General features: G+C 66.1%; 20 protein-coding genes, 1 tRNA gene and 1 pseudogene. 17 read left to right on the top strand and 5 right to left on the bottom strand.

Features of this window, described 5'->3' with window-relative positions:
- Positions 1-72: 72 nt before the first annotated feature.
- The 7 genes from fabF to NJD74_RS04340 all read left to right on the top strand — a co-directional run bounded on the left by fabF (position 73) and on the right by NJD74_RS04340 (position 6,021).
- The gene (gene fabF / locus NJD74_RS04370) at positions 73-1,335 is read left to right on the top strand and encodes a beta-ketoacyl-ACP synthase II (RefSeq protein WP_070426749.1); all 1,263 of its coding nucleotides are present in this window, start codon (positions 73-75) and stop codon (positions 1,333-1,335) included.
- Between the two features lie 95 nt (positions 1,336-1,430).
- On the top strand, positions 1,431-2,786 hold the full coding sequence (locus tag NJD74_RS04365; protein ID WP_019185351.1) for an aminodeoxychorismate synthase component I: 1,356 nt from the start codon (positions 1,431-1,433) through the stop codon (positions 2,784-2,786).
- Positions 2,787-2,852: 66 nt separating this feature from the next.
- Positions 2,853-3,914, top strand: coding sequence for an endolytic transglycosylase MltG (gene mltG / locus NJD74_RS04360; protein ID WP_026070122.1), 1,062 nt, complete (start codon positions 2,853-2,855; stop codon positions 3,912-3,914).
- Positions 3,911-4,579 (top strand): dTMP kinase, encoded by a 669-nt coding sequence (gene tmk / locus NJD74_RS04355; RefSeq protein ID WP_070471840.1) that lies wholly within the window; start codon positions 3,911-3,913, stop codon positions 4,577-4,579. Before mltG ends, tmk begins: the two co-directional genes overlap by 4 nt.
- A complete protein-coding gene (locus NJD74_RS04350) occupies positions 4,572-5,531 on the top strand; it encodes a DNA polymerase III subunit delta' (protein ID WP_319623728.1) in 960 nt (319 codons plus the stop codon). The genes tmk and NJD74_RS04350 overlap by 8 nt, the downstream gene beginning before the upstream one ends.
- Positions 5,528-5,881, top strand: a complete 354-nt coding sequence (locus tag NJD74_RS04345) for a PilZ domain-containing protein (RefSeq protein WP_019185355.1) — start codon at positions 5,528-5,530, stop codon at positions 5,879-5,881. The genes NJD74_RS04350 and NJD74_RS04345 overlap by 4 nt, the downstream gene beginning before the upstream one ends.
- 65 nt (positions 5,882-5,946) lie before the next feature.
- Positions 5,947-6,021: transfer RNA gene (locus NJD74_RS04340), tRNA-Val, on the top strand.
- A gap of 120 nt (positions 6,022-6,141) precedes the next feature.
- On the opposite strand, the gene NJD74_RS04335 is transcribed toward NJD74_RS04340, so the two are convergent.
- Together NJD74_RS04335 and NJD74_RS04330 are read right to left on the bottom strand one after the other, a co-directional pair.
- A complete protein-coding gene (locus NJD74_RS04335) occupies positions 6,142-7,800 on the bottom strand; it encodes a hypothetical protein (protein WP_319623727.1) in 1,659 nt (552 codons plus the stop codon).
- A gap of 121 nt (positions 7,801-7,921) precedes the next feature.
- Positions 7,922-8,113, bottom strand: a pseudogene (locus tag NJD74_RS04330) (IS30 family transposase); the annotation flags it as partial.
- A gap of 265 nt (positions 8,114-8,378) precedes the next feature.
- On the opposite strand from NJD74_RS04330, the gene NJD74_RS04325 reads away from it, so the two are divergent.
- Entirely contained in the window at positions 8,379-9,290 is a 912-nt protein-coding gene (locus NJD74_RS04325) for a type II CAAX endopeptidase family protein (protein WP_070471850.1), read from the top strand.
- A gap of 60 nt (positions 9,291-9,350) precedes the next feature.
- Here the strand turns inward: NJD74_RS04325 and NJD74_RS04320 are convergent, their stop codons facing one another.
- Complete coding sequence (locus NJD74_RS04320; protein ID WP_070473895.1) at positions 9,351-10,241, bottom strand: LysR family transcriptional regulator; 891 nt, start codon at positions 10,239-10,241, stop codon at positions 9,351-9,353.
- Positions 10,242-10,353: 112 nt separating this feature from the next.
- Between NJD74_RS04320 and NJD74_RS04315 the strand changes: the two genes are divergently transcribed.
- The 7 genes from NJD74_RS04315 to NJD74_RS04285 all read left to right on the top strand — a co-directional run bounded on the left by NJD74_RS04315 (position 10,354) and on the right by NJD74_RS04285 (position 17,053).
- Positions 10,354-11,412 (top strand): alpha/beta hydrolase, encoded by a 1,059-nt coding sequence (locus NJD74_RS04315; RefSeq protein WP_102789132.1) that lies wholly within the window; start codon positions 10,354-10,356, stop codon positions 11,410-11,412.
- Between the two features lie 51 nt (positions 11,413-11,463).
- Positions 11,464-12,618, top strand: a complete 1,155-nt coding sequence (locus NJD74_RS04310) for an MFS transporter (protein ID WP_319623813.1) — start codon at positions 11,464-11,466, stop codon at positions 12,616-12,618.
- A 137-nt stretch (positions 12,619-12,755) separates the two neighbouring features.
- Positions 12,756-13,103, top strand: coding sequence for a cyclophilin-like fold protein (locus NJD74_RS04305; protein ID WP_070473889.1), 348 nt, complete (start codon positions 12,756-12,758; stop codon positions 13,101-13,103).
- A 158-nt stretch (positions 13,104-13,261) separates the two neighbouring features.
- Positions 13,262-13,930, top strand: coding sequence for a carboxymuconolactone decarboxylase family protein (locus tag NJD74_RS04300; RefSeq protein WP_019185358.1), 669 nt, complete (start codon positions 13,262-13,264; stop codon positions 13,928-13,930).
- A 49-nt stretch (positions 13,931-13,979) separates the two neighbouring features.
- Complete coding sequence (locus NJD74_RS04295) at positions 13,980-14,357, top strand: antibiotic biosynthesis monooxygenase family protein (protein ID WP_202803186.1); 378 nt, start codon at positions 13,980-13,982, stop codon at positions 14,355-14,357.
- Positions 14,358-15,008: 651 nt separating this feature from the next.
- Positions 15,009-16,034, top strand: coding sequence for a DJ-1/PfpI family protein (locus NJD74_RS04290; RefSeq protein ID WP_319623726.1), 1,026 nt, complete (start codon positions 15,009-15,011; stop codon positions 16,032-16,034).
- A 14-nt stretch (positions 16,035-16,048) separates the two neighbouring features.
- Positions 16,049-17,053, top strand: a complete 1,005-nt coding sequence (locus NJD74_RS04285) for a GlxA family transcriptional regulator (RefSeq protein WP_319623725.1) — start codon at positions 16,049-16,051, stop codon at positions 17,051-17,053.
- A 326-nt stretch (positions 17,054-17,379) separates the two neighbouring features.
- On the opposite strand, the gene NJD74_RS04280 is transcribed toward NJD74_RS04285, so the two are convergent.
- Positions 17,380-18,084, bottom strand: coding sequence for a LytTR family DNA-binding domain-containing protein (locus tag NJD74_RS04280; RefSeq protein WP_019185363.1), 705 nt, complete (start codon positions 18,082-18,084; stop codon positions 17,380-17,382).
- On the bottom strand, positions 18,072-19,781 hold the full coding sequence (locus NJD74_RS04275) for a sensor histidine kinase (protein ID WP_019185364.1): 1,710 nt from the start codon (positions 19,779-19,781) through the stop codon (positions 18,072-18,074). The genes NJD74_RS04280 and NJD74_RS04275 overlap by 13 nt, the downstream gene beginning before the upstream one ends.
- Positions 19,782-19,940: 159 nt before the next feature.
- On the opposite strand from NJD74_RS04275, the gene NJD74_RS04270 reads away from it, so the two are divergent.
- Together NJD74_RS04270 and NJD74_RS04265 are read left to right on the top strand one after the other, a co-directional pair.
- Positions 19,941-21,458 (top strand): alpha/beta fold hydrolase, encoded by a 1,518-nt coding sequence (locus tag NJD74_RS04270; protein ID WP_319623724.1) that lies wholly within the window; start codon positions 19,941-19,943, stop codon positions 21,456-21,458.
- Between the two features lie 97 nt (positions 21,459-21,555).
- Entirely contained in the window at positions 21,556-21,852 is a 297-nt protein-coding gene (locus NJD74_RS04265) for a hypothetical protein (RefSeq protein WP_019185366.1), read from the top strand.
- The last annotated feature ends 34 nt before the right edge of the window (positions 21,853-21,886 follow it).

Genomic DNA, 21,886 nt, shown 5'->3' with positions numbered 1-21,886 from the left:
GCGCTTGCGGCCCTGTGCTTTTGAGCGTTATACCGCGTGATACCCGCAACACCCGGGTCAGGAGAATCTGCAATGAAGCGTCGCGTCGTCGTTACCGGCATGGGCATGGTCTCGCCATTGGGCAATGATATGGCCAGCAGTTGGAAGGGCATCACCGAAGGCCGTTCCGGCATCGGTCCGCTGACCAACGTTTCGCAGTCCTACCTGGACCGTTTCACCACCAAGATCGCAGGTGAGGTCAGGGACTTCGACATCACCGCCGACAACGAACAGTTCGGCAAATTCCGGGTCACTGGCAAGGATGCCAAGAAGATGGACCCGTTCATTCATTACGGCCTCGGTGCCGCCTTCATGGCCTTGAACGATTCGGGCCTGGAGATCACCGACGGCAACGCCGAGCGCGTCGGCGCCATCGTTGGCGCGGGCATCGGCGGCCTGCTGGGCATCGAAGAGCAGACCATCGATTTCCACGAGGGCAAGAAGATCTCGCCCTTCTACGTGCCCAAGACCATCATCAACATGCTCCCGGGCCAGCTGAGCATCATCACCGGCCTTAAGGGTCCGTCGTTCTCGGCGGTCTCCGCCTGCGCGACCTCCAACCACTCCATCGGCACCGCGATGCGCATGATCCAGTACGGCGATGCGGACGTGATGGTGGTCGGTGGTGCCGAGCGCGGCTCCTCGCCGACCGCCCTGGGCGGCTTCTGCGCGATGAAGGCGATGAGCACCCGCAACGATGCACCGGCGGAAGCCTCGCGCCCGTGGGACAAGGAACGCGACGGCTTCGTGCTGGGCGACGGTGCCGGCATCCTGATCCTGGAAGAGTACGAACACGCCAAGGCGCGTGGCGCGCGCATCTATGCCGAGCTGGCCGGTTTCGGCGCCAGCTCGGATGCGTACCATATGACCGCCCCGAGCGAGAACGGCGAAGGCGCGGCACGCTGCATGACCATGGCGTTGAAGGACGCCGGCGTGACCCCGGAGCAGGTCGGTTACCTCAACGCGCACGGCACCTCCACGCCGCTGGGCGACCTGGGCGAAACCATGGCCATGAAGACCGCCTTCGGTGACCACGCCTACAAGATGATGGTCAGCTCCACCAAGTCGATGACCGGCCACCTGCTCGGCGCGGCCGGCGGCGTGGAAGCGATCTTCTCGGTGCTGGCGCTGCGCGACAACATCATTCCGCCGACCATCAACCTGCATGAAGCGGGCGAGGGCTGCGACCTGGATTACGTGCCCAACACCGCACGCGAGGCCAAGGTCGATGTGGTGATGTCCAACGGCTTCGGCTTCGGCGGCACCAACGGCACGCTGGTGTTCAAGCGCGTCTGACCGCCCGTTCCGTGCACTCCCACCCGGGCCGCCATCATGGCGGCCTTGGTGTATCTGGCCCCCGCGCACGCTGCGCGCCCTTCCGGTGTCCTGTCATGTTCCAGACGCTTCCGCTGCCCGCCACCACCGACCTGCTGGCCCTGCAGCGCCTGGCCCCGCAGCGCTACCCGCTGCTGATGGAGTCCACCGCCTCGGGCACCGCGCAGGGGCGCTGGGACCTGCTGCTGATGGGCAGCGGCGAAGCGCTCGCGCTGCACGCCGACGGCGTGGTGCGTGATGCCGATGGCGTGGCGCATGACGGCCGCTTCCTCGACGTGCTGGACGCGCACTGGGCCGCCCTGCGGTTGCCGCGCGAGGAGACGACACTGCCGTTCCGCGGTGGCTGGGCACTGATGCTGGATTACGAACTGGCCGGGCAGATCGAAGACGTGCTGGCCTTGCCGGCGCGCGCCGATGGGCTGCCGTCCGCGCTGGCGCTGCGCTGCCCGGCGGCCGTGCTGCACGATCGCGTGCTCGGCCAGTTCCATGCCGTGTGCGAGAGCGGTCAGGCCGCGCTGCTGCAGACCCTGCAGGACGACCTTGCCGCGGCCGCCGCGCTGGCCCCGTTGCCGACGTGGCAGCCCCCGGTGGCGATCGGCGAAGACGCGCCACCGCGCTTCACCGACGGCGTCGGCAGGGTGATCGATTACCTGCGCGCGGGTGACGTGTTCCAGGTGAACCTGTCCCGCCGCTGGAGCGCGCAGTTCACCGAGGCGCTCTCGCCACAGGCGCTGTACGCGCAGCTGCGCGTGGCCAACCCCGCACCGTTCGCCGGGCTGTTCATGGCGCAGGGCAGGGCGGTGGTCAGCTCTTCGCCCGAGCGCCTGGTCTCGGTGCATGGCGATGACGTGCAGACCCGCCCGATCGCCGGCACCCGCCCGCGTTTCGCTGGCGACGACGATGCCGCGCGGATCCAGGAACTGGTCGGCCATCCCAAGGAGCGCGCCGAGCACGTGATGCTGATCGATCTGGAGCGCAACGACCTCGGCCGCATCTGTGCGCCGGGCAGCGTGGAGGTGGATGAGCTGATGACCGTGGAGAGCTACGCCCACGTGCACCACATCGTCAGCAACGTGCGTGGCCGCCTGCGCGAGGACGTCAGCCCCGGCCAGGTGATCGCCGCGACCTTCCCCGGCGGCACCATCACCGGCTGCCCCAAGGTGCGCTGCATGCAGATCATCGCCGAGCTGGAGCAGACCGCGCGCGGCGCCTACACCGGCGCGTTCGGCTGGCTGAACCGCGATGGCGACCTGGACCTGAACATCCTGATCCGGACCGCCGAAGTGGCCGGCGATACCGCCAACTTCCGCACCGGGGCCGGGATCGTGGTCGATTCGGTGGCCGACAAGGAACTGGACGAGACCCGCGCCAAGGCCCGTGGCCTGCTGCGGGCGCTGGGCAGCGATGCCTGAGCCGTTTGGCGGTGTGCAGTACCCGCGCGGTATGCTGCGCGGCGAAGAATTTGATTCGAGGTGACCATGGCGGGTGCGAAACGGGGATGTCTGGCCGTACTGGCCGTGTTGCTGGTGCTGGCCCTGCTGGTCGCGGCCGCAGGCGCATGGTTCTGGCATCGCCAGGGCGCGTTCGCCGATGCGCCGGTCACCCCCAGTGCGGAGAGCGTGGTGATCGCCTCGGGGGACGGCTTCAGCACCGTGCTCGGCAAGCTGCGCCAGGCCGGCGTGGACGAAGGCAGCGACACCCAGTGGCAGCTGCTGGCACGCCAGCTCGATGCCGCCGGCAAGCTCAAGGTGGGTGAATACGCGCTCGATCCGGCGCTGACCCCGCGCGAGCTGCTGACCCGCATGCGCCAGGGCCGCGTCCTGCAGCACCGCGTCACCATCGTGGAAGGCTGGAACATCCGGCAGCTGCGCGCTGCGCTCAAGCGCGCCGATCCGCTGGTGCACACCACCGATGCGCTGGACGATGCCGCGCTGATGAAGGCGATCGGCTTCCCCGGCGAACACCCGGAAGGCCGTTTCCTGCCCGAGACCTACGTCTACCAGCGCGGTGACAGCGACATCGACGTGCTCAAGCGCGCGCATGCCGCGATGGAAAAAGAACTCACTGCCGCGTGGGACAGCCGCGTGGACGATCTGCCCCTGAACTCGCCGTATGAGCTGCTGATCCTCGCCTCGATCATCGAGAAGGAAACCGCACTGCCCAGCGAGCGCCCGCAGATCGCCGGGGTGTTCATGCGCCGCCTGAAGATCGGCATGCGGCTGCAGACCGACCCGACCGTGATCTACGGCATCGGCAGCAGCTACGACGGCAACATCCGCAAGCGCGACCTCACCACCGATACGCCGTACAACACGTACACGCGCGCCGGCCTGACCCCGACCCCGATCGCCATGCCCGGGCGTGACGCGCTGCATGCCGCCGCGCAGCCAGCCAAGGGGGACGCGCTGTACTTCGTGGCCGTGGGCGATGGCAGTGGCGCGCACATCTTCTCGGCCAACTACACCGACCACAACGCCGCCGTTGCCCGCTACCTGCAGCAACTGCGCAGCAAACGCACCAACGAGGCCGCCCCCCAATGAGTCCCGCGCTGCACCGGCACCCGCACTTCGTCAGCCTGGAAGGGGGCGAGGGCGCCGGCAAGACCACCGCCATCAACGCGATCCGCGAGGCCCTGCAGGCGCGTGGGCATGAGGTGGTGCTGACCCGCGAGCCCGGCGGCACCGCGCTGGCCGAGCGCATCCGCGCGCTGGTGCTCAAGCCGGACGAGGAGATCGCCGCCGAGCCGCTCTCGGCCGAAGCCGAGCTGCTGCTGGTGTTCGCCGCCCGCGCCCAGCACGTGCGCCAGGTGATCGCCCCGGCGCTGCAGCGCGGCGCCTATGTGCTGTGCGACCGCTTCACCGATTCCAGCTACGCCTACCAGGGCGGTGGCCGCGGCCTGGACCCGGCGTGGATCGCCGATCTGGAGCGCCGCGCCGTCGGCCTGCTGCCCGGCCTGACCCTGCTGCTGGATGTGGACGTAGCGGTCGGCCGTGCGCGCGCCAACGGCCGCGACCTGTGGCCGGACCGCATTGAAAGCGAGCACGATGATTTCTTCCAGCGGGTGCGCGCGGTGTTCCGCCAGCGTTCCAGCGAGGACCCCGCACGTTACCGCCTGATCGATGCCAGCCAGGACCAGGCCGGCGTCGCCGGCGCGGTGGTGGCGGCCGTGGATGCATGGTTGGCACAGGAGCCGGAACGTGGCTGAACCCTTTTCCCCCTGGCAGCAGCGCGCCTATGACCAGACCGTGGCCGCGCTCGACGCCGGTCGCCTCGGCCATGGCCTGCTGTTCTGCGGCCCGGCCGGCCTGGGCAAGCTGGGCGTCGCGCTGCGGCTGGCCGAGCACGTGCTGGAGCAGGGCGAACCTGCCGCGGCCAAGCGCAGCGCCCAGCTGCTGGCCGCGGGGACCCACCCGGACCTGCAGCGGATCTCGTTCATTCCCAACAAATCCGGCGACAAGCTGCGCACCGAAATCGTGATCGAGCAGATCCGCGAGGTCTCGCAGAAGCTCTCGCTGACCCCCCAGTACGGCGTGGCCCAGGTGGTGATCGTCGATCCTGCCGACGCCATCAACCGCGCCGCCTGCAACGCCCTGCTCAAGACCCTGGAAGAGCCGCAGCCCGGCCGTTACCTGTGGCTGATCAGCGCCGACCCCGCCCGCCTGCCGGCCACCATCCGCAGCCGCTGCCAGCGCCTGGAGTTCAAGCTGCCGCCGCGCGAGGAAGCGCTCGCCTGGCTGCAGACCCTGGGCCACAGCGAGGCCAGCGCCCGCGAAGCGCTGGACGCCGCGCGTGGCCATCCCGGCCTGGCCGACCAGTGGCTGCGCGAGGACGGCCTGGCCCTGCGCCGCCAGGTCGCTACGGATCTGGAAGCGCTCGTCGCCGGCCGCGCCGGCGCGGTGGAACTGGCCCAGCGCTGGACCGCCGACGACAACGCCGCCCTGCGCCTGCGCCACGCCGCCGATCTCGCCCTGGCCCAGGCCACCGGCGGTGGCTTGACCGATCCTGATCGATTGCACAAGCTGGCCGCCTGGTTCGATGCGGCCAACCGCACCCGCGACCTGCTGCGCACCACGGTGCGCGCCGATCTTGCGGTGGTTGAGCTGCTGCTGGCCTGGGGAAAGGTCAACGAACGGCACGCCAAGGGGAATAGAGCATGAGCGCCACCAACGCCCGACAGGGCATCCTGTCCCTTGCCGTCAAGGACAAGGCCGCGCTGTACAGCGCCTACATGCCGTTCGTGAAGAACGGCGGCATCTTCGTGCCCACGCCCAAGCGCTACTTCCTGGGCGATGAGGTGTTCCTGCTGCTCACCCTGCCGGACTCCGGCGAGCGCCTGCCGGTGGCCGGCAAGGTGATCTGGGTGACCCCCGCCGGGGCCCAGGGCAACCGCGCGGCAGGCATCGGCGTACAGCTGGCCGATGGTGCGGAAGGGGAGACCGTCCGCCACCGGATCGAGACCCTGCTGGCCGGCATCCTGACCGCGGACAAGCCCACGCACACGATGTGAAGAAATTTCGGCGAAACCGTTGACGTCCAAATTTGCCGCCCTATAATGAGCGGCTCAGCAGCATCGGGCGGTTAGCTCAGCGGTAGAGCATTGCCTTCACACGGCAAGGGTCACAAGTTCGAACCTTGTACCGCCCACCATGATTCAGTCGAAAAAGCCTCCGGAAACGGCGGCTTTTTTGTTGGTCGTGCGCTCCACCTGCCGCTTATCGCGGAGCTGATCGTCAATGCGTTGGCTGCCAGCGCTCTCCGCTATGAGCGCTATTCCCCCGCACCATCGGCCAGGCTGTCCCAGATGCGCCCGTCACGTTGCGCTTCCGTGGTGATGTTGACCACCGCCTGTTCGCCCAGACGATCACGCAACTGCTGCAGATACAGGCTGCGAGGTGTCACCACCTGGCCCATCGCCTGCACGATCCCCGCTGGCTCCTCCGGCGGGAATTTCCCGGGTGCAATGGCGCCCACCTGTCCCACGCTCCAGTTCATCGCGAAGGGCGGCGCCTGGACCACGTAGATGTCGTGCTCGGTGTTCCAGAACATCTGCTGTGCGCCTGCCCACCCGTGTCCCGTGCCGCTGTACCGGCGGTTCTGCGCTCGCAGCATGTATCCCTTGGTGTTGTCGTACAGCGTGCCAGTGGACCAGCGGTGATGGGGGCCGCTGTCGTTGCTGTCGCCCACGGCCAGGCAGTCCAGAAACACGTTGGGGCCGGGCACCCGTGCACCGATGACGAAGGTATGCCGGCCGCCCTGGTTGTAGCAGCGCTGGATCAGATTGAAGGCGGCGTTGCCCTCGTACAGGAACACATAGCGGCGGGCGCCCTGGGTCTCGCCATACCTCGGGTCGAGATAGGCGATGTCCTGCAGGGTATTGAACTGCGCGCCATTACGGGTCACGAAGCCATGCGATACATAACGCACGGTTACATCGCGAACCCATGAGTTGTGGGTTGCACCCAGGCGGAGTGCGGTAAAGGGGCCGGCATCGGCGGTGCCGTTGACCGTGCCGGTCTCGGGGTCACCTTCAAGGCGGAGGTCTTCGATGCCGACTTGGGAGATGCGGATCGGATCCGTGCGATAGATGCTGCCGCCACCAAAGCGGGACTCGATGGCATCCATGATCGGGGCATCGAGAGTGATGGTGTCATGGTCTACCGCGGTGACGACGCGTTCGCTGTACATGGCATAGTCGCTGGCCGTCCACCGGTATCGCGCGGTATCGATGCCCTCTGGGCCGACCCAGCGCGCGTTGGGTTCCCTCGCGATCGACACCGTATCGCCCACGCGATAGCCGGCTGCGGACGTTAACTTGATCCGCATCGCCCCCACCGGGACGTAGTCCATGGTGATTGCGGTACGGCGTGGATCCAGAGCGGCGCGGGGAACCGCGGATTCGCTGCTGCCCACTTCAAGAATTCTGCCCTGCCGATCGCTGATTTCGGAGCGGACCACCGTGCCGTCTGCACCTCGCCCTTCACCGCGCAGCACCACGCCGCCTGCACGGATGGTCAGCGTCCTGCTCACCCTGTAGTGGCCGCGACGGAGCAGGACCGCGCCGCGCAGGCCCCGGCTGTCCGTGGCACGTAGGGAGACCGCATCGATCGCTGCCTGGATGCGGGGATAGTCGTCACCCTCCGCGTTTGGCTCAAGGACCTCAATAACAGGAATGCTGGAGCGGGTGGGCAGGCTGACGCCGCCTCCCTGGTAGCCGGCGCGGGAGAAGTCCGGGAGGATGTTGCGGGCCTGATCGCCACCGCGCTCGGTATACACGCCATAGCGAAGCAATCCATCGCTGCCCAGGCTTGCCAAAGGGGCGTCTTTGGCACGGTTGATGGGGTGGGTGAAGGCGCTGGTCTGATAATCCGGCTCCGCCGCTGACAGGGTAGCGAATGGCCAGACTGGCAAGGCCACGACCGTCAGCATGGCGACTCGCCAAAACGCCGGGGGCAAAGGCATGCGGGCGACTTCCTTCCAGGAGGCGTGGCCTGCAATGTTAGCAACTGCTGCCATACCTTCAGTCCGTGCAGCGAGTCCGGCAGGTCTGCTATTGGCCGAAAGCGGAAGCTCGTTGATATCGCTCGATTGGTGTCTGGAAGTCCAGGGTCTTGCGTGGCCTCTCGTTTAGTTGCCTGGCCACGCTGTTGAGCTTGGCTTGGGAGAAGCTCGACAGATCAACGCCTTTCGGGAATTACTGACGCAGCAGCCCGTTCGTGTTTTCGTTCGAGCCGCGCTGCCAAAGACGCTCGGGAATCGACGCGGTGTCGCTGATGCGGCCGTGGTCCGCCTCCGCGACACTCCTGCTGCTTGGGCAGCTGTCTGTGTTTCATCGAACATACGAAACCGCCACCCAAAGCGGACACCACGGGCGACGACTCAGCGCCATTTCGTCGGCGATCCGGGAGATTCATCGGCGGCTTCTGTGTCTTGGTCGCAAACCGGTTGCCACGCCCCCCGCGCGGACGGCACCTTGCAGCGACGATCACGTCGACCTGGTGCCCTGCATGACCCCCGTTGCCCTGTATTCGCCCGATCCGGCCCGCGGCTGGCTGCCCTGGGCCTGGCTGACGCCGATCCTGATGATCCTGTTCAACGCGGTACCGGTGATCGCGCTGGACGGGTGGATGCAGTCACAGCATTGGTCGACGCCGGGCGGCGATCCGATCGGTCTCGCTGGCTTGTATGCGCTGCTGTGGATCGGCTTCGCGCCGACGCTGGCGGCCGTGCTCGCCTGGGTACGCTTCGTCGAAGGGCGCTCGCTGGCGAGTATCGGACTGACCGGTCCGGCACCGCTGAAAACCTTCCTGCGCGGACTGGCCGTTGGATTCGGCACGATCGCGCTGGTCGTAGTCGCGATCTGGATGGCTGGCGGCATGCAGGCGGCGGGCTTGGGGCAGGCCTGGCGGTCGCCCGTCAGCCTGCTGCACATCGGTCTACTGCTATTGAGTTTCATGTTCCAGGCGAGCGTGGAGGAAGTCATCTTCCGCGGCTGGATGCTGTCCGTGGTGGCGCGCAAGACCAATGTCACGGTGGCAGTGCTGCTGGTGTCGCTCGCTTTCTGCTTCCTGCATTTCAGTCCGCACCAGCCGCTCCGGGTCATGCTCGGCACGTTCCTGTTCTCGCTGTTCGCCTGCGCCTGGGCGCTGCGGACCGGCAATATCTGGGGCGTGATGGGCTGGCACGCGGGGTGGAACTGGTTGCTCGCGACCGGCTTCGAGCTGCCTGTCACCGGCATCGATACGCACTTGCCGGCGCTGCTGGTGGCGCTGCGCCCGCAAGGCCTCGACACCCTGACCGGTGGCGCGCAAGGGCCGGAAGGCAGTTACCTGTGCAGCGTCTTCTTCGTCGCCGCGGTCGCGTGGATCCAGTGGCGAAAGACGCGTGGAGCCCAGAACTTCTCGCCGACCAGCAGGTAGCGCCACTGCCCGGGCGGTATCGACACACTGGGCGATTCAATCCGAGCTTTCTGCTCCTCCTCATTCCAGCCTCAGCCACCCAACCAGCGCCGTAAATGCGGGCGAGGGCTGCCGGCGGTTTGGGTAGTAAAGGTGGTAGCCGGGGAAGGGTAAGCACCACTTATCGAGCACGGCAACCAGCCTGCCCGCCGCGATATGCTCGGCGACCATCGGCTCGGGCGCATAGGCCAAACCCAGGCCGTCCATGGCGGCATTGATGACGTGGGTCATGCTGTTGAAGACCAACGGTCCATCGCCGCGCACCGTGAACTCCTTGCCCTTCTCCTCAAACTCCCACGCGTAAATTGCACCGTTTGGGCGATGCCGGATGTGTACGCAACGATGTCGGGTGATGTCGGCGGGCTTCCTGGGCTTGGGATGTTTCTGGAAGTAGCCGGGGGATCCAACCACCACCAGCCGCCAATCCGGTCCGACCCTGACAGCGATCATGTCCTTGCTCAGCGCTTCCCCGAGCCGGATGCCAGCGTCGAAACGCTGCTCCACCACGTTGGTAAAGCCGTAATCCACGTAGAACTCAAGCGTGATGTCCGGGTACTCGGCCAGGAACCCGGCAAGCCGTGGTCGGATGATGGTCTCCATCGAATCATCCGTGCAGGAGATCCGTAGCGTTCCCGCCGGCCGGTCGCGCAGGTCCCCCAATGCTTCCACGCTGGCACCGATAGCCTCGAAGTGCGGTGCGATGGAGCGCATAAGGCGCTCGCCGGCTTCAGTGGGGGAAACGTTGCGGGTGGTGCGGGCCAGCAGGCGAATGCCCAGGCGCTCTTCCAGCAACCGCATCGAATGGCTCAGCGCAGAGGGCGTCACCCCAAGGCGAACGGCGGCCTTGGTGAAGCTCTGCTCCTGGGCCACCACCAGAAAGGCTTGCAGATCATTGGTCTTCACGGCGCTCATGGACCAATTGTGAGCTCAACTCAACAATGCATCAACTTTCAGCCGGCTTATCGCAGTAGCGGGCGGAGCCTATCGTGGCGACCTCAGTCCCCCCAACCGAGGCCGCACTCGCATGAAACCGACCACGTTGCTGCTGGCGCTGCTTGCCAGCTACGTACTTCCGCTTCCCGCCATGGCTGCCGAAACGCCTGGGGCAGCCCGTCCGGCCGGGGCAGACAACTTCTACCGCAGCCCCACGGTCACGGGTGAGCGCGTCAGCTTCCACAACCAGTACCAGATGGAAGTGGTAGGCACGCTGTACCGCCCTCATGGCTTGCCTCGCGGCGGCCGCGCGCCCGCCGTGGTGGTTGGCCACCCGATGGGCGCGGTGAAGGAGCAGAGCTCGCAGCTCTACGCGCAGAAGCTGGCCGAACAGGGCTTCGTTACGCTGGCGATCGATCTTTCCTTCTGGGGAGAGAGCGGCGGCGCCCCGCGGCACATGGTGGCGCCGGAAATCTATTCAGACGACATCAGTGCGGCCGTCGACTTCCTGAGTACGCAGGCCTATGTGGACCCGGATCGGATTGGCGGCCTGGGCATCTGTGGCAGCGGCAGCTTTGTGATCAGCGCCGCCAAGATCGACCCGCGCATCAAGGCCATTGCTACGGTGAGCATGTACGACATGGGTGCGGCGGCACGGCAGGGGCTGAACAACGGGCAATCGCTGGAGCAGCGCAAGACGATGATCCAGTCCGCAACGGGCCAGCGCCTGGCAGAGTTCAAGGGCGGGGCGGCAGTGTACGTGCCAGGCACGGTGAACAAACTCGATGCTGACACCCCTGCCATCCAACGCGAGTTTTTCGACTTCTACCGTACCCCGCGCGGCGCCTACACGCCAAAGGGCGATACGGCAGAGCTGACGACCCAGCCGCTCTTCAGCAGCTTGGTCAAATTCATGAACTTCTATCCCTTCAATGACATCGAGACCATCTCACCCCGGCCGATGCTGTTCGTCTCCGGCGACGCCGCACATTCACGCGAGTTCAGCGAAGACGCATACCAAAGGGCCGGCCAACCGAAGGAACTCTACTGGGTGAAGGGTGCGGGTCACGTGGACCTGTATGACCGCGCCAACCTGATTCCCTTCGAGAAACTGACGACGTTCTTCCAGCGCGGCCTGGCCGGGAAATGAGCCGCACACACGCGATTGCAGATCGCGCCAACTGGGGGGGGCGTGCTCGCGATGACGTTGTGCGTCTTCGCGTTGATAGCCTCGGAATTCATGCCGGTGAGCCTGCTTACTCCCTTGGCGGCAGATCTGGGCGTGACCGAAGGGCTTGCCGGGTACGGCATTGCCATTTCGGGAGCCTTTGCGGTGCTGACCAGCCTGTTGATCTCCCGGTTGGCGGGCAACATGAATCGACGAACGTTGCTGCTGATCCTCACCGCATTGATGGCAGTGTCGGGTGTGGTGGTGGCCCTGGCTCCGAACTATCCGGTCTACATGATGGGGCGTGCACTGATCGGCGTGGTGATCGGTGGGTTCTGGTCACTGTCTGCCGCAACGGCAATGCGGCTGGTTCCGGCTGCGAAGATTCCGCGAGCCTTGGCGATATTCAATAGCGGCAACGCGCTTGCAACGGTAGTTGCGGCGCCATTGGGCAGCTACCTGGGCGGCATGATCGGATGGCGCGGCGCTTTCTTGTGCCTTCTGCCGGTGGCTGCCATAGCTCTCGCATGGCAGTGGGTTTGTCTGCCCTCCATGCCCGCGGAGAGCGGGCAGTCACAAGGCGGCTTGGTCGCGCTGTTCCGGCGGCGTGTGGTGGCACTTGGCATGCTTGCCTGCGGTGCCTTCTTCATGGGGCAATTTGCCCTGTTCACCTACGTGCGGCCGTTCCTGGAGCGGGTGACCAGTGCAGGAGCGTCTGCTGTACCACTGGTGCTGCTGGCCATCGGCATAAGTGGCTTCGTGGGCACGCTCGTCATTGGCGCGTTCATCAGGCGTGGGCTTTACCGAACGCTGGTGACCATTCCAGCCTTGATGGCGCTCATTGCTGTGGCCTTGGTTCCACTGGGGCACCAGCTTTGGCCGACCGCCGCACTGCTCTCGGCATGGGGCCTGCTGGCAACGGCCGCGCCGGTGGGCTGGTGGAGCTGGCTGGCCCGCACTTTCACCAACAACGCAGAGGCCGGCGGCGGGCTGATGGTGGCGGTGGTGCAGTGCTCCATCGCACTTGGCTCGACCGTGGGCGGACTGCTGTTTGACAGTCTCGGCTTTGCCAGTACGTTCCTGGCCAGTGCTGGCCTGTTGCTGTGCGCCGCGCTGCTCGCTTATGCCACGGCGTCCGACCGGGCGACCACGCCCGGGCCGGTGGTCGCTGTGGAGGCACGGGGCTGATGAGGCGCGTTACGTCGTTCACAGGAAAGCTACTTTGCCTCCTGCTTGCATTCGGGGGAATAGCGGCATGCTCTGCCGAGCCCGCTCATCACGCCATTGCAGCCAGGAAGGTAGAGTCAAACCCGGAAGTTCATTCCATGAAGATTCGACTGATCATCAACGATCAGGTGCTGTCGGCCACCATGGAAGACAGTATCCCGGCGCGCGAGTTCATCGCCCAGTTGCCGCTGACGCTGCAGCTTGAGGACTACGCCGCGAACGAGAAAATCGCGCAGCTTCCGCGCCGTCTCAGTGTGGCGGGTGAGCCGGAGGGATTCACGCCGGCGGCGGGCGACATCGCCTTTTATGCGCCGTGGGGAAATCTGGCGATTTTCCACAGGCCATTTGCGTACTCGAAGGGTTTGATCCGACTGGGTCGAATCGAAGGAGGACTGCAGGTCCTTCGCACGGAAGGTCCGCTCGCGGTTCGGATTGAGTCCGAGTAGCCGTTGGTTGCATGCCCAACCACACCACAAATGGGTGAGCTACATGGAAATCAAACGCCATGGCGCCCAAGCGTCCATCAAAGGATCGACGGACTGGTTTACGGGCACGGTCCGCATCGATCCGCTCAATGCCGCCTTTCGCACACGAAGGAGAAGCTATGAACGTCAACTCAGACGGGGGTTCTACCACCGAACTGGATTCCCGCCAGCAAGCCATCATTCCGATCAGCGCCTCCGCAGCTGCCGGCAACATGGATAGCCTTCGGGAGGCGCTGAATCAAGGCTTGGACGCGGGGCTGAGTCTTGCCGAAGCGCGAGAAATCCTCGTGCAGGTTTACGCCTATGCGGGCTTTCCGCGCAGCCTGAACGCGTTGACCGGACTGATGAAGGTGGCGGAGGCGCGCAGGCAGAGGGGCATCCAGGATGAAGCTGGCCGCGAACCTGCCAAGCCGATCCCCAAGGGCGCCGCGTTGCTCGCTGCAGGCACCGCGAATCAGACCAAGCTGGCTGGTGGTCCGGTCTCAGGGCCATTGTTCGATTTCGCACCGCAGGCAAACGACTATCTGCGTACGCACCTGTTTGGCGACATCTTCGAGCGCGACAACCTGGATTGGCAGAGCCGTGAGTTGGCCACGGTCAGCATGCTGGCGGCGATGTCCGGGGTGGGCCCTCAGTTGCAGTCTCACATAGGCATGAGCATGAACATCGGACTGCGGCCAGAGCATTTGTACCAGCTGGCTGATGTGCTCGAAGCGCACGTCGGCGTGGAGGCCGCGGAACGTGTTCGCGTCGGCATTCAAACTCAGCTGGAAGTGCGGAAAGAATGATGCCTGCGCGAAAGACTTCTTTACTGTCATGCGCACCTGGGAGACCCAAGTGAACAAGATCATCATGGCCACGTTGTTCAGTATGTTGGCGTGCTCCTTCCGTGTTGGAGCGGAGGAGGCACAGATGACACGACTATCAAAGATCACCGTTGATGCAGACCATCTGCCCGCCTATCGAGACGAGTTGGCGGAAGAAGTTCGCGCCTCAATGGCGCTTGAGCCAGGCGTGCTGTCGTTGTATGCGGTTTTTGACAAGGAAGATCCTACTCGGCTGACGATCCTTGAAATCTATGCGAGTCGTGAGGCTTACGAGCAGCATCTGAAGAGTCCGCACTTCCTCAAGTACAAGAACGGGACGCTGCACATGGTCAAGTCCCTGGAGCTGGTTGATGTTGACGCTCTTCTGCCGGAGCTGAAGATCAAGTAGCAGTGAGCCTGGCTGGACGGACACGTCGGCCCGTCAGCTCGGCATTCACAGATGTGCTGACAGTGTTCGGAGTCCGCTTTTGGTCAGGAGCAGACGCGTACGGAGATTTTGCAAAGAGCACCTGGCCAAGGCGACCTCGGTCTGCAGGAGCGGGAAGATCCGCTCGATGACCCGACGGATCGCAATGGATTTTGGCCACTGAGGAGATCGCGCTGCACCGCTGTCCCTCGGCCTGCATGAGCAGGAAGGAAGGTTGGTGGTCACCTGCGCTGCTTGGCCTTGCTGCGGATGTCACGGCGCCAAAGCTTCACTATCTCAGCGCTGTGCACCCACGCTGCGCGTGAGCCGGACCTGCTCAAGGCGGACTTCGCGGCAGGCATCGAAGCGTAGCTGGCGGTCTCTCCTCAACCGGAAGGACAGGGTCATGGCAGGAAATGACGCAACCGCGACATTGTTGCCGTGGCGCAGGGAGCAAAGAATGCACGCACATCACTTACCTATGGCAGCACCATGGTATCTCGCACTTTCCCTGGACGCGGTCTGCATGCCGCGTGGGCTGTATCTGTGGTGCTGGCCGGATGTGCAGGGCCGCCAGCCAGAACGACGCGACCCGCCGAGCAAGCGTCGAGTGCCTCTTCCACCCAGGAGTCGGTGATCCCCGCCTATCGTCCAAGGCCCGGCCGCGCCCGGGCCGTGATCGCGGTAGTGGGGGAAAACATCGGCGTGGAGGTCAGCGACTTCCTGGTGCCGTTCGCGATCCTGTCCCGTACCGGCACCCTCGATGTGTCCGCGGTGACGCTCGACCCGGGGCCGCTGTCCACATTTACCGACCTCGGGCGGCCAGGGTTCCGGATCGCGACGGACACCACGGTGGCGCAGTTCGATGTGATCCATCCAGAGGGGGCCGACTACATCATCGTGCCCGCGCAGGCCGCCACGCCGCGCCTCATCGCGTGGCTGAAGCGGCAGTCCGGCCAAGGGGCGATGATCGTCACCATCTGCAACGGTGCCCTTGTCGCCGCGCAGATGGGGACGTTCGATGGGCGGCGCGCCACAGCGCATTGGTCGACCGCTGCGACGCGGGGAAAGCAGTACCCCGGGATACGCTGGTTGCCGAATCGACGGTATGTTGCCGATGGAAACTGGGTGTCGACCGCGGGCGTAAGCGCTGCCATCCCCGCGTCCATCGCGCTCGTGGAGGCCATCAGCGGGCGTGAGCAGGCCCAGCACGTTGCCCGGGCGGTGGGCGTCATGGCGTGGTCGGCGGAGCATGACAGCGATGCCTTTTCCCCCCGGTTGGGCACAACGGCGGTGCCGCTGGCAAAAGTGCTTTACACCAATCGATGGCTGCACGGCCGCGATCAGATCGATGTGATGGGGGTACCGGGAATCGATGAGGGCGCGCTCGCGTTGACCATCGATGCGTACTCGACCACCGGCCGCAGCCAAGCCTATCTTGTGTCCACCACTGGCGAACCCTTTGTGACACGCCACGGACTGCGCGTCCTGCCTGATCGCCAGCGCATGACTGACAGTGACGCCCCGTTGGTGATTGCCGCCGACCTGGCGCCAGTGAGGGCACTGGATGCTGCACTCGATGGCATCATGCATCGATATGGCCGCGCAACGGCCACGGGCGTCGCGCTGGCGTTCGAGTACCCCGACTTTCCGCGTTGAACGCACAGGGCCCCATGTCCGACCCATCCGCAACGCGTCACGTTGTACTGCTCGCCCACGAGAACATGAACGTGCTTGATCTCACCGGGCCGCTCCAGGCGCTGCACACGGCCAATCAGTGCAGGCCGCTGGCCGAGGGCAGGCTGCGCTATGAGATTACCGTCGTATCCGAACATGGCGGTCTGGTGGCCACCAGCGCCGGGCTGCAGGTGATGTCGAAGGCACTGGCCAGCCTGGAGGACGTCGCGATCGATACGTTGATGGCGCCAGGTGGCTGCCGCGGTGACGTGTACGAGGCATCCGCAGCACTGGTGACGTGGGTGGCAGCGCGGGGCCAGACAGTGAGGAGATTGTGCTCGATCTGCACGGGCGCGTTCCTGTTGGCCGCCGCAGGGCAGTCGGAGGGGCGGCGCGCGGCAACGCACTGGGACTGGGCAACGCGGCTATCGAGCCTGTACCCCGGCGTACACGTGGATGCTGACCGGATCTTCGTGCGGGATGGCAATGTGTGGTCCTCGGCAGGTGTCACCGCAGGCATCGATCTGACGCTTGCGTTGATCGAGGATGATCACGGACACCGGCTCGCCATCGACGTGGCGCGACAGCTGGTCGTGTTCGTCAAGCGTTCGGGCGGGCAGTCGCAATTCAGTGCGCCGCTGTCGGCGCAGTCCAGCACCGGTGGCGATTTCGCCGAGCTTCACGGCTGGATGGCGGCTCACCTGCACGAGGATCTGCGCGTGGATGTGCTGGCTGACTGGATGAACATGTCGCCGCGCACTTTCGCCCGTGTCTACCGCAGCAGATGTGGCGTCACGCCTGCCAAGGCAGTGGAAATGTTGAGGCTGGAAGCCGCACGGCGCCTGCTCGAGTCCGGCACATTGCCGATCAAGCGGGTTGCGGCGCTGACGGGGCTGTCAGACGAACAGACCCTGCGTCGTGCCTTCCTTCGTGTGCTTGGCGTGGCACCCGGCGACTACCGGGAGCGCTTTCGCAGCAGCGCTCCTGTCCAAACGGGTTGACGGCGGAAGCTGCGGCGCGTCAATCGTGCTGATGCCAAGAACATGGCAGATCCGGACAGCGTCAGTCGTCACAAACCCGAACCTCACCATCGTTGGTGCGAGCCATGGTTGATCATGCTGAGAGCCGTGGATATGAGGCGCAGTACCATTGCCAGTGTGACAACGTCGCATCGAATGCGCTTGCACAGTCGCTCGGGCTGACGCCGTACGGCAAGTGGGAAGTTGCATTCGCGCCGTAGCCTTGCCGGTCACTGGTGCATGAAGTGAAGCCAGCGTCCCACGGGCAAACAGTGCTTGTGTTTTACATGCCGGTTCTGGACTGGGATTCAAGCAGTCGACCCGATGTCCCTACGAATCTCTTCAACAAACGCCCGCCCCACCGGCACCTCAGCCCCATCCTTCAACATCAACCAATACCGGCTCCCCGACGCCGCGTGCAGCGTCCGCACATGCTTCAGATTGACCATATACGACCGGTGGCAGCGCACAAAATCCGGCGGCAGCACGGCAGTAAGACTCGCCAGCGATTTGTCATGCAGTTCACTGCGCCCATCACGCATGCGCACCTCGCTGTAATCCCCATCAGCACGGATCCAAAGCACGTCCGCCAGCTCCACCATTGCGGTCCCCTGTGCATGCCAGACGCCCAGGTAACGCGCCGCGCCAGACCGATACCGCCCGACATCCAGCAGTCGCTCCAGCGCCTGCCCCAGCCGTTCGCGTGAGAAGGGCTTCGGCACGAAATCCAGCACGCCATGCTCAAACGCCTGCAGCGCCCGCTCCCGATGCGCGGAGACCACCACGCAGTGGTATCGGCCAGCCACCACGCGCTTCAGCAGGTCGAAACCATCCTCCCCACCCAGATTCAAATCCAGCAGCAGGCCGTCATACACGCTGCGCTGCAGCCGGTCACCCGCGGCGTCCAGGTCGGCCACGGCATCGAATCGGGCGCGGCTGCCAGCCAGTTCGGTGCACATCCGCAGCAGCCTCTGGCGGACCAGCAGTTCATCCTCGACGATCAGGATGCGCATGTCAGCTCCATGCGGCCGTACCAGTCGTTGCCATCGGCGCCCTGCTCAAAGTGCCAGCCCTCCGGCCAGGTGGCGGCCAAGCTTGCCTCAATGTAGCGGGTGCCCGTGCCTTGCCTGCGATGCGGGGCGGTTCCGCGTGCGCTACGAAGCTCCAATATCCATCGGTCGCCCTCGCGTTGAACACGCAGGCGGAACGGATGCCCGGCGCACGCCACCGCCCCCGCATGGGTGAGGGCATTCTCGACCTGTGCATGCAGCACGCCGGGTGGCAGCCACAGGCCCGTGTGTTCGCCCTCGACCTCAAGACCGATGTGGCGATCCAGCGCGAGCCCGACGATGTCCAGGTGGTTGCGGCACAGCGCCAGCTCTTCCTCCAGCGGCACGCTGGGGCGGGTGCTGCTCTCGCGCAGGCGGTCGAACTGCTCGGCCAGCGATTCGACCAGGCGGCTGGCGCGCATCGGTGCCTGTTCGATCAGTTCCTGCAGCCCGGTGAGGGTGTTCATCAGCCAATGCGGGTGAATCCCTCGCTGCAGCAGCTGCAGCGAGAGGCGGGCGCGCTCTTCGCGCAGCTGCGCGTTGTGGTGGTCCAGCCTACGCAGTTGCGCGGCGTGGCGGATCAGCAGGAAGCCCATCAGCACCGCCAGGAACAGAAAGTAGGGGCCATCGAGGACGATGCCGCCGGCCAAGGGGACGGCAAGCGCGCCTGCCACGACCAGCGTCAGGATCGGCCAGCGTTCGTCAGGCTCGCTATGGGCGCGCAGCAGCACGCAGGCGGAGGTCAGCAGGCTCAGCAGCAGCAGCGCGGCCCCGCGGCCATCGAAGCTGGGCACGAAGGCGGCCAGCGCCAGCAGGGTGGTGAGATAGGCGATGCGGGCGGGCTTCGGCACCGCGACGCCGAAACGACGCGCCAGGTAAGCCGGCAGCAGGATCGCAGCGGCGAGGTGCAGCACAAGCAGCATCAGCAGGCGTGGACCGTGCCACGGGTAGGCATACCCGACCAGCGGCCGCCATGCTTCGACCACGGGCAACACAAGGCCGACGACGCCCAAGGCGAGCAACAGGCGCGCACCGGGCACACGCGGCCGGCCGCGCTGTGCGGCGAGGAAGTACAGGCACGCCGCGCCGAGTGCACCGGTGGCGAGGGCGGCGATCAACCACGCTCCGATGCCGTGGCCGTAGATCGAGGCGGCTGGCCCGACGGCAACGAAGGCATCCGCGCCGCGCGGCGTGATCCACTGGTGATGACTGGAGGCGAGCATTACCACCTCATCGGTGCCGCGGGTCGAGGAGGGCGGAAGCATGCGGATGATGTCCACCTTTCCCGGCTGCTCTTCGTCTGCGCTGCGGCCGACGATGCCGTTTGCGGCCAACGGCTGGCCATTCCAGAAGGGCCGGCTGGCGGCGCGCACCGAGACGCGCAGTGCGCGGTCGGCCGCGTCCTGGTTTGCCGGCGCGGGCAGGCGCCAGCGCAGCCAGTAAGGACCGCGCCACTGCACCAGTTCGCGTTGGTTGGCCGGTTGCCAGGCCAGTGTCTTCGGCGGCGCGGTTGGCAGTGCGCCATCCGCCCCCAGCGTAGCGCGCGCCATCTCCTGGGCTTCGTAGTAGCGCACCCCCGGTGCGGGCGTGACCAACAGCAGCCACGCGGCGATTGCGATGAGCAGGACGGCGGGGGCGGCCAGAGTGCGTGGGATCTGCATGGGCCCATCGTATCGGTTGCATGGAGCTGCTGGACCCCCGTCTGGAGCTGGTCGGCGGACGGGCCGTCCTCGGCCGCCGTGGGGACGGCGATGCTGCAGGCGTGGTGCACGCGCTGTCACTCGCCGCTCGATTCCCTTATCGCCCAACCGGAGGCCGTCATGTCCAACGTCCCGATGTCCCTGTTCCGTTCTCCTGCCCCCGGCCTGTGCCTTCGGGTCACCCGGTGGGCAGCGCTCTGCCTGACCCTGGTCGGTGCGTCACCCGTGCTGGCAGCCGATGCGCCGGCGCCGTTGGTGTTCACCCCGTATGCGTTCGAGACACAGGAGCACGGCACGATCGCGGCCGAGGCGGGCTACCTGGAGGTGCCGCGCCGGCATGCCGATCCGAACGGACCGCGCATGCGACTGCGGGTGGTACGCCTGCCGGCGACCGGTGGCGATCGCCGCGCCGCACCGGTGGTGTACCTGGCCGGCGGCCCGGGTGGCTCGGGAATCGGGACCGGGCGCGGTCCGCGCTGGCCGGTGTTCGATCAGGTCCGGCGCGAGACCGACGTGCTGCTGCTCGACCAGCGCGGGGCGGGCGAGTCCGAACCGCCGCCGCCGTGCCCGCACCAGCACACGTTCGACGATGCACAGCCGCTGCAGCACGACGCCGCGCTCGCCGCGCTGCGCGGGGTGGCCGCCCGCTGCGTGGCGTACTGGCGGGATGCCGGCGTGGATCTGGGGGCCTACACCACCGCCGAGAGTGCCGCTGACCTGGAGGACCTGCGGCGGGCGTTGAAGGTGCCGAAGATCAGCCTGTGGGGCATGAGCTACGGCACCCATCTGGCGCTGGCCACGGTGCGCCTGCACGGTGCTGGTCTCGGCCGGGTAGTGCTGATGGGCACGGAGGGACCCGATGACACATTGAAGCTGCCGCTGTCGGCTGATGCGCTGCTGGCGGAGTTGAGCGGGGCGGCCAAGGAGGCGGGCTTCGATGACCTGACCGGCTCGGCCATGCGGGTGCTGGCAGCACTGCGTGAGCAGCCGCGCCAGGGGCGCAGTGTCATGCATGGCGGCAAGCCGGTGATGATCGGCGAGTACGACGCCCAGCTTGCGATCAGTGCCAGCCTGGGACGCCGCATGACGCAGCAGTGGCTGCCGCTGATCCTGCGCGATGCCGAAAATGGCGACTACGATCTGCTCGCGGCAATGGTGCTGCTGCTGCGCAGTGAGTACGGCAGCTACGGCGCGATGTCGCTGGCGATGGACGTGGCCTCCGGGCAGAGCCCGCAGCGCCGGGCCCTGGCCGAGGCGCAGGCCCGCGAGAGCCTGTTCGGCGATGCGCTGAACTTCCCGTTCCCGGCGCTCGGCGATGGCCTGGGGCTGGTCGATCTCGGCGACGCCTTCCGCGGGCCGCTGCGCAGCAACGTGCCGGTGCTGTTCATCAGTGGCACGCTGGATGGGCGCACGCCGCCGGCCAACGCCGAGGCGCTGCGGCCGGGTTTCCGCGACAGCCGCACGCTGTTGGCGCGCGGCGCCAGTCATGACAACGAGATGTGGCTGGGGAATCCGACCATCGCCGCGGGCATCGCCGATTTCCTGGCCGGACGGGCGGTGGGTGATGCCGAGCTCGACGTAGGCGCACCGGTGTTCGCGCGGAGCAAGCGCGATCTGGTCGATCCGCGGGGTCGCTGAGGGCCGCCGGACGTACCGCGGTGTGCAGGCGCCGGGAACCGGCCGAGGTGTATGGTTTCGGCTGGCCCTGGCGCTTGCGCCCACACAGGAGGACGCGATGACCGATTCAGCGGTGACATCCGTGCACGGCACGCCCGACGATTACGGCGACACGCTGTACCGGGTGTATTTCGAAGTGGGCGAGTGGGAGGGCATCGCGCGCGATGCAATCACCACGTTCCTGGTCGAGCGCGCCAGCGACCACCCTGCCTTCGATTTCGACGCCTCGCTGCTGCACGCGCGTCCACACGGGTACGAAGTGGACCTGCCGATGCAGCTGATTCCCGAGGTGGTGCGGGCGCTGGCCGAGCAGAATGTGGCGGTATACCAGGTGGTCAGGCTCGGTGGCGTCTAGGCGGGGCACTGGAAGGTCACCCGGCATCGCATCC

The sequence above is a fragment of the Stenotrophomonas sp. RG-453 genome, from assembly GCF_033843685.1.
GTDB classification, from domain to species: Bacteria; Pseudomonadota; Gammaproteobacteria; order Xanthomonadales; family Xanthomonadaceae; genus Stenotrophomonas; species Stenotrophomonas bentonitica_A.
The sequence above is the reverse complement of the archived record's forward strand: the minus strand, read 5'-3'. Positions and strand labels throughout refer to the sequence as shown.

Coding starts and splice junctions, on each gene's coding strand:
- fabF (WP_070426749.1), top strand. CDS start 73: ATGAAGCGTCGCGTCGTCGTTACCGGCATGGGCATGGTCTCGCCATTG.
- NJD74_RS04365 (WP_019185351.1), top strand. CDS start 1,431: ATGTTCCAGACGCTTCCGCTGCCCGCCACCACCGACCTGCTGGCCCTG.
- mltG (WP_026070122.1), top strand. CDS start 2,853: ATGGCGGGTGCGAAACGGGGATGTCTGGCCGTACTGGCCGTGTTGCTG.
- tmk (WP_070471840.1), top strand. CDS start 3,911: ATGAGTCCCGCGCTGCACCGGCACCCGCACTTCGTCAGCCTGGAAGGG.
- NJD74_RS04345 (WP_019185355.1), top strand. CDS start 5,528: ATGAGCGCCACCAACGCCCGACAGGGCATCCTGTCCCTTGCCGTCAAG.
- NJD74_RS04335 (WP_319623727.1), bottom strand. CDS start 7,800: ATGCTGACGGTCGTGGCCTTGCCAGTCTGGCCATTCGCTACCCTGTCA.
- NJD74_RS04325 (WP_070471850.1), top strand. CDS start 8,379: ATGACCCCCGTTGCCCTGTATTCGCCCGATCCGGCCCGCGGCTGGCTG.
- NJD74_RS04320 (WP_070473895.1), bottom strand. CDS start 10,241: ATGAGCGCCGTGAAGACCAATGATCTGCAAGCCTTTCTGGTGGTGGCC.
- NJD74_RS04315 (WP_102789132.1), top strand. CDS start 10,354: ATGAAACCGACCACGTTGCTGCTGGCGCTGCTTGCCAGCTACGTACTT.
- NJD74_RS04310 (WP_319623813.1), top strand. CDS start 11,464: ATGACGTTGTGCGTCTTCGCGTTGATAGCCTCGGAATTCATGCCGGTG.
- NJD74_RS04305 (WP_070473889.1), top strand. CDS start 12,756: ATGAAGATTCGACTGATCATCAACGATCAGGTGCTGTCGGCCACCATG.
- NJD74_RS04300 (WP_019185358.1), top strand. CDS start 13,262: ATGAACGTCAACTCAGACGGGGGTTCTACCACCGAACTGGATTCCCGC.
- NJD74_RS04285 (WP_319623725.1), top strand. CDS start 16,049: ATGTCCGACCCATCCGCAACGCGTCACGTTGTACTGCTCGCCCACGAG.
- NJD74_RS04280 (WP_019185363.1), bottom strand. CDS start 18,084: ATGCGCATCCTGATCGTCGAGGATGAACTGCTGGTCCGCCAGAGGCTG.
- NJD74_RS04275 (WP_019185364.1), bottom strand. CDS start 19,781: ATGCAGATCCCACGCACTCTGGCCGCCCCCGCCGTCCTGCTCATCGCA.
- NJD74_RS04270 (WP_319623724.1), top strand. CDS start 19,941: ATGTCCAACGTCCCGATGTCCCTGTTCCGTTCTCCTGCCCCCGGCCTG.
- NJD74_RS04265 (WP_019185366.1), top strand. CDS start 21,556: ATGACCGATTCAGCGGTGACATCCGTGCACGGCACGCCCGACGATTAC.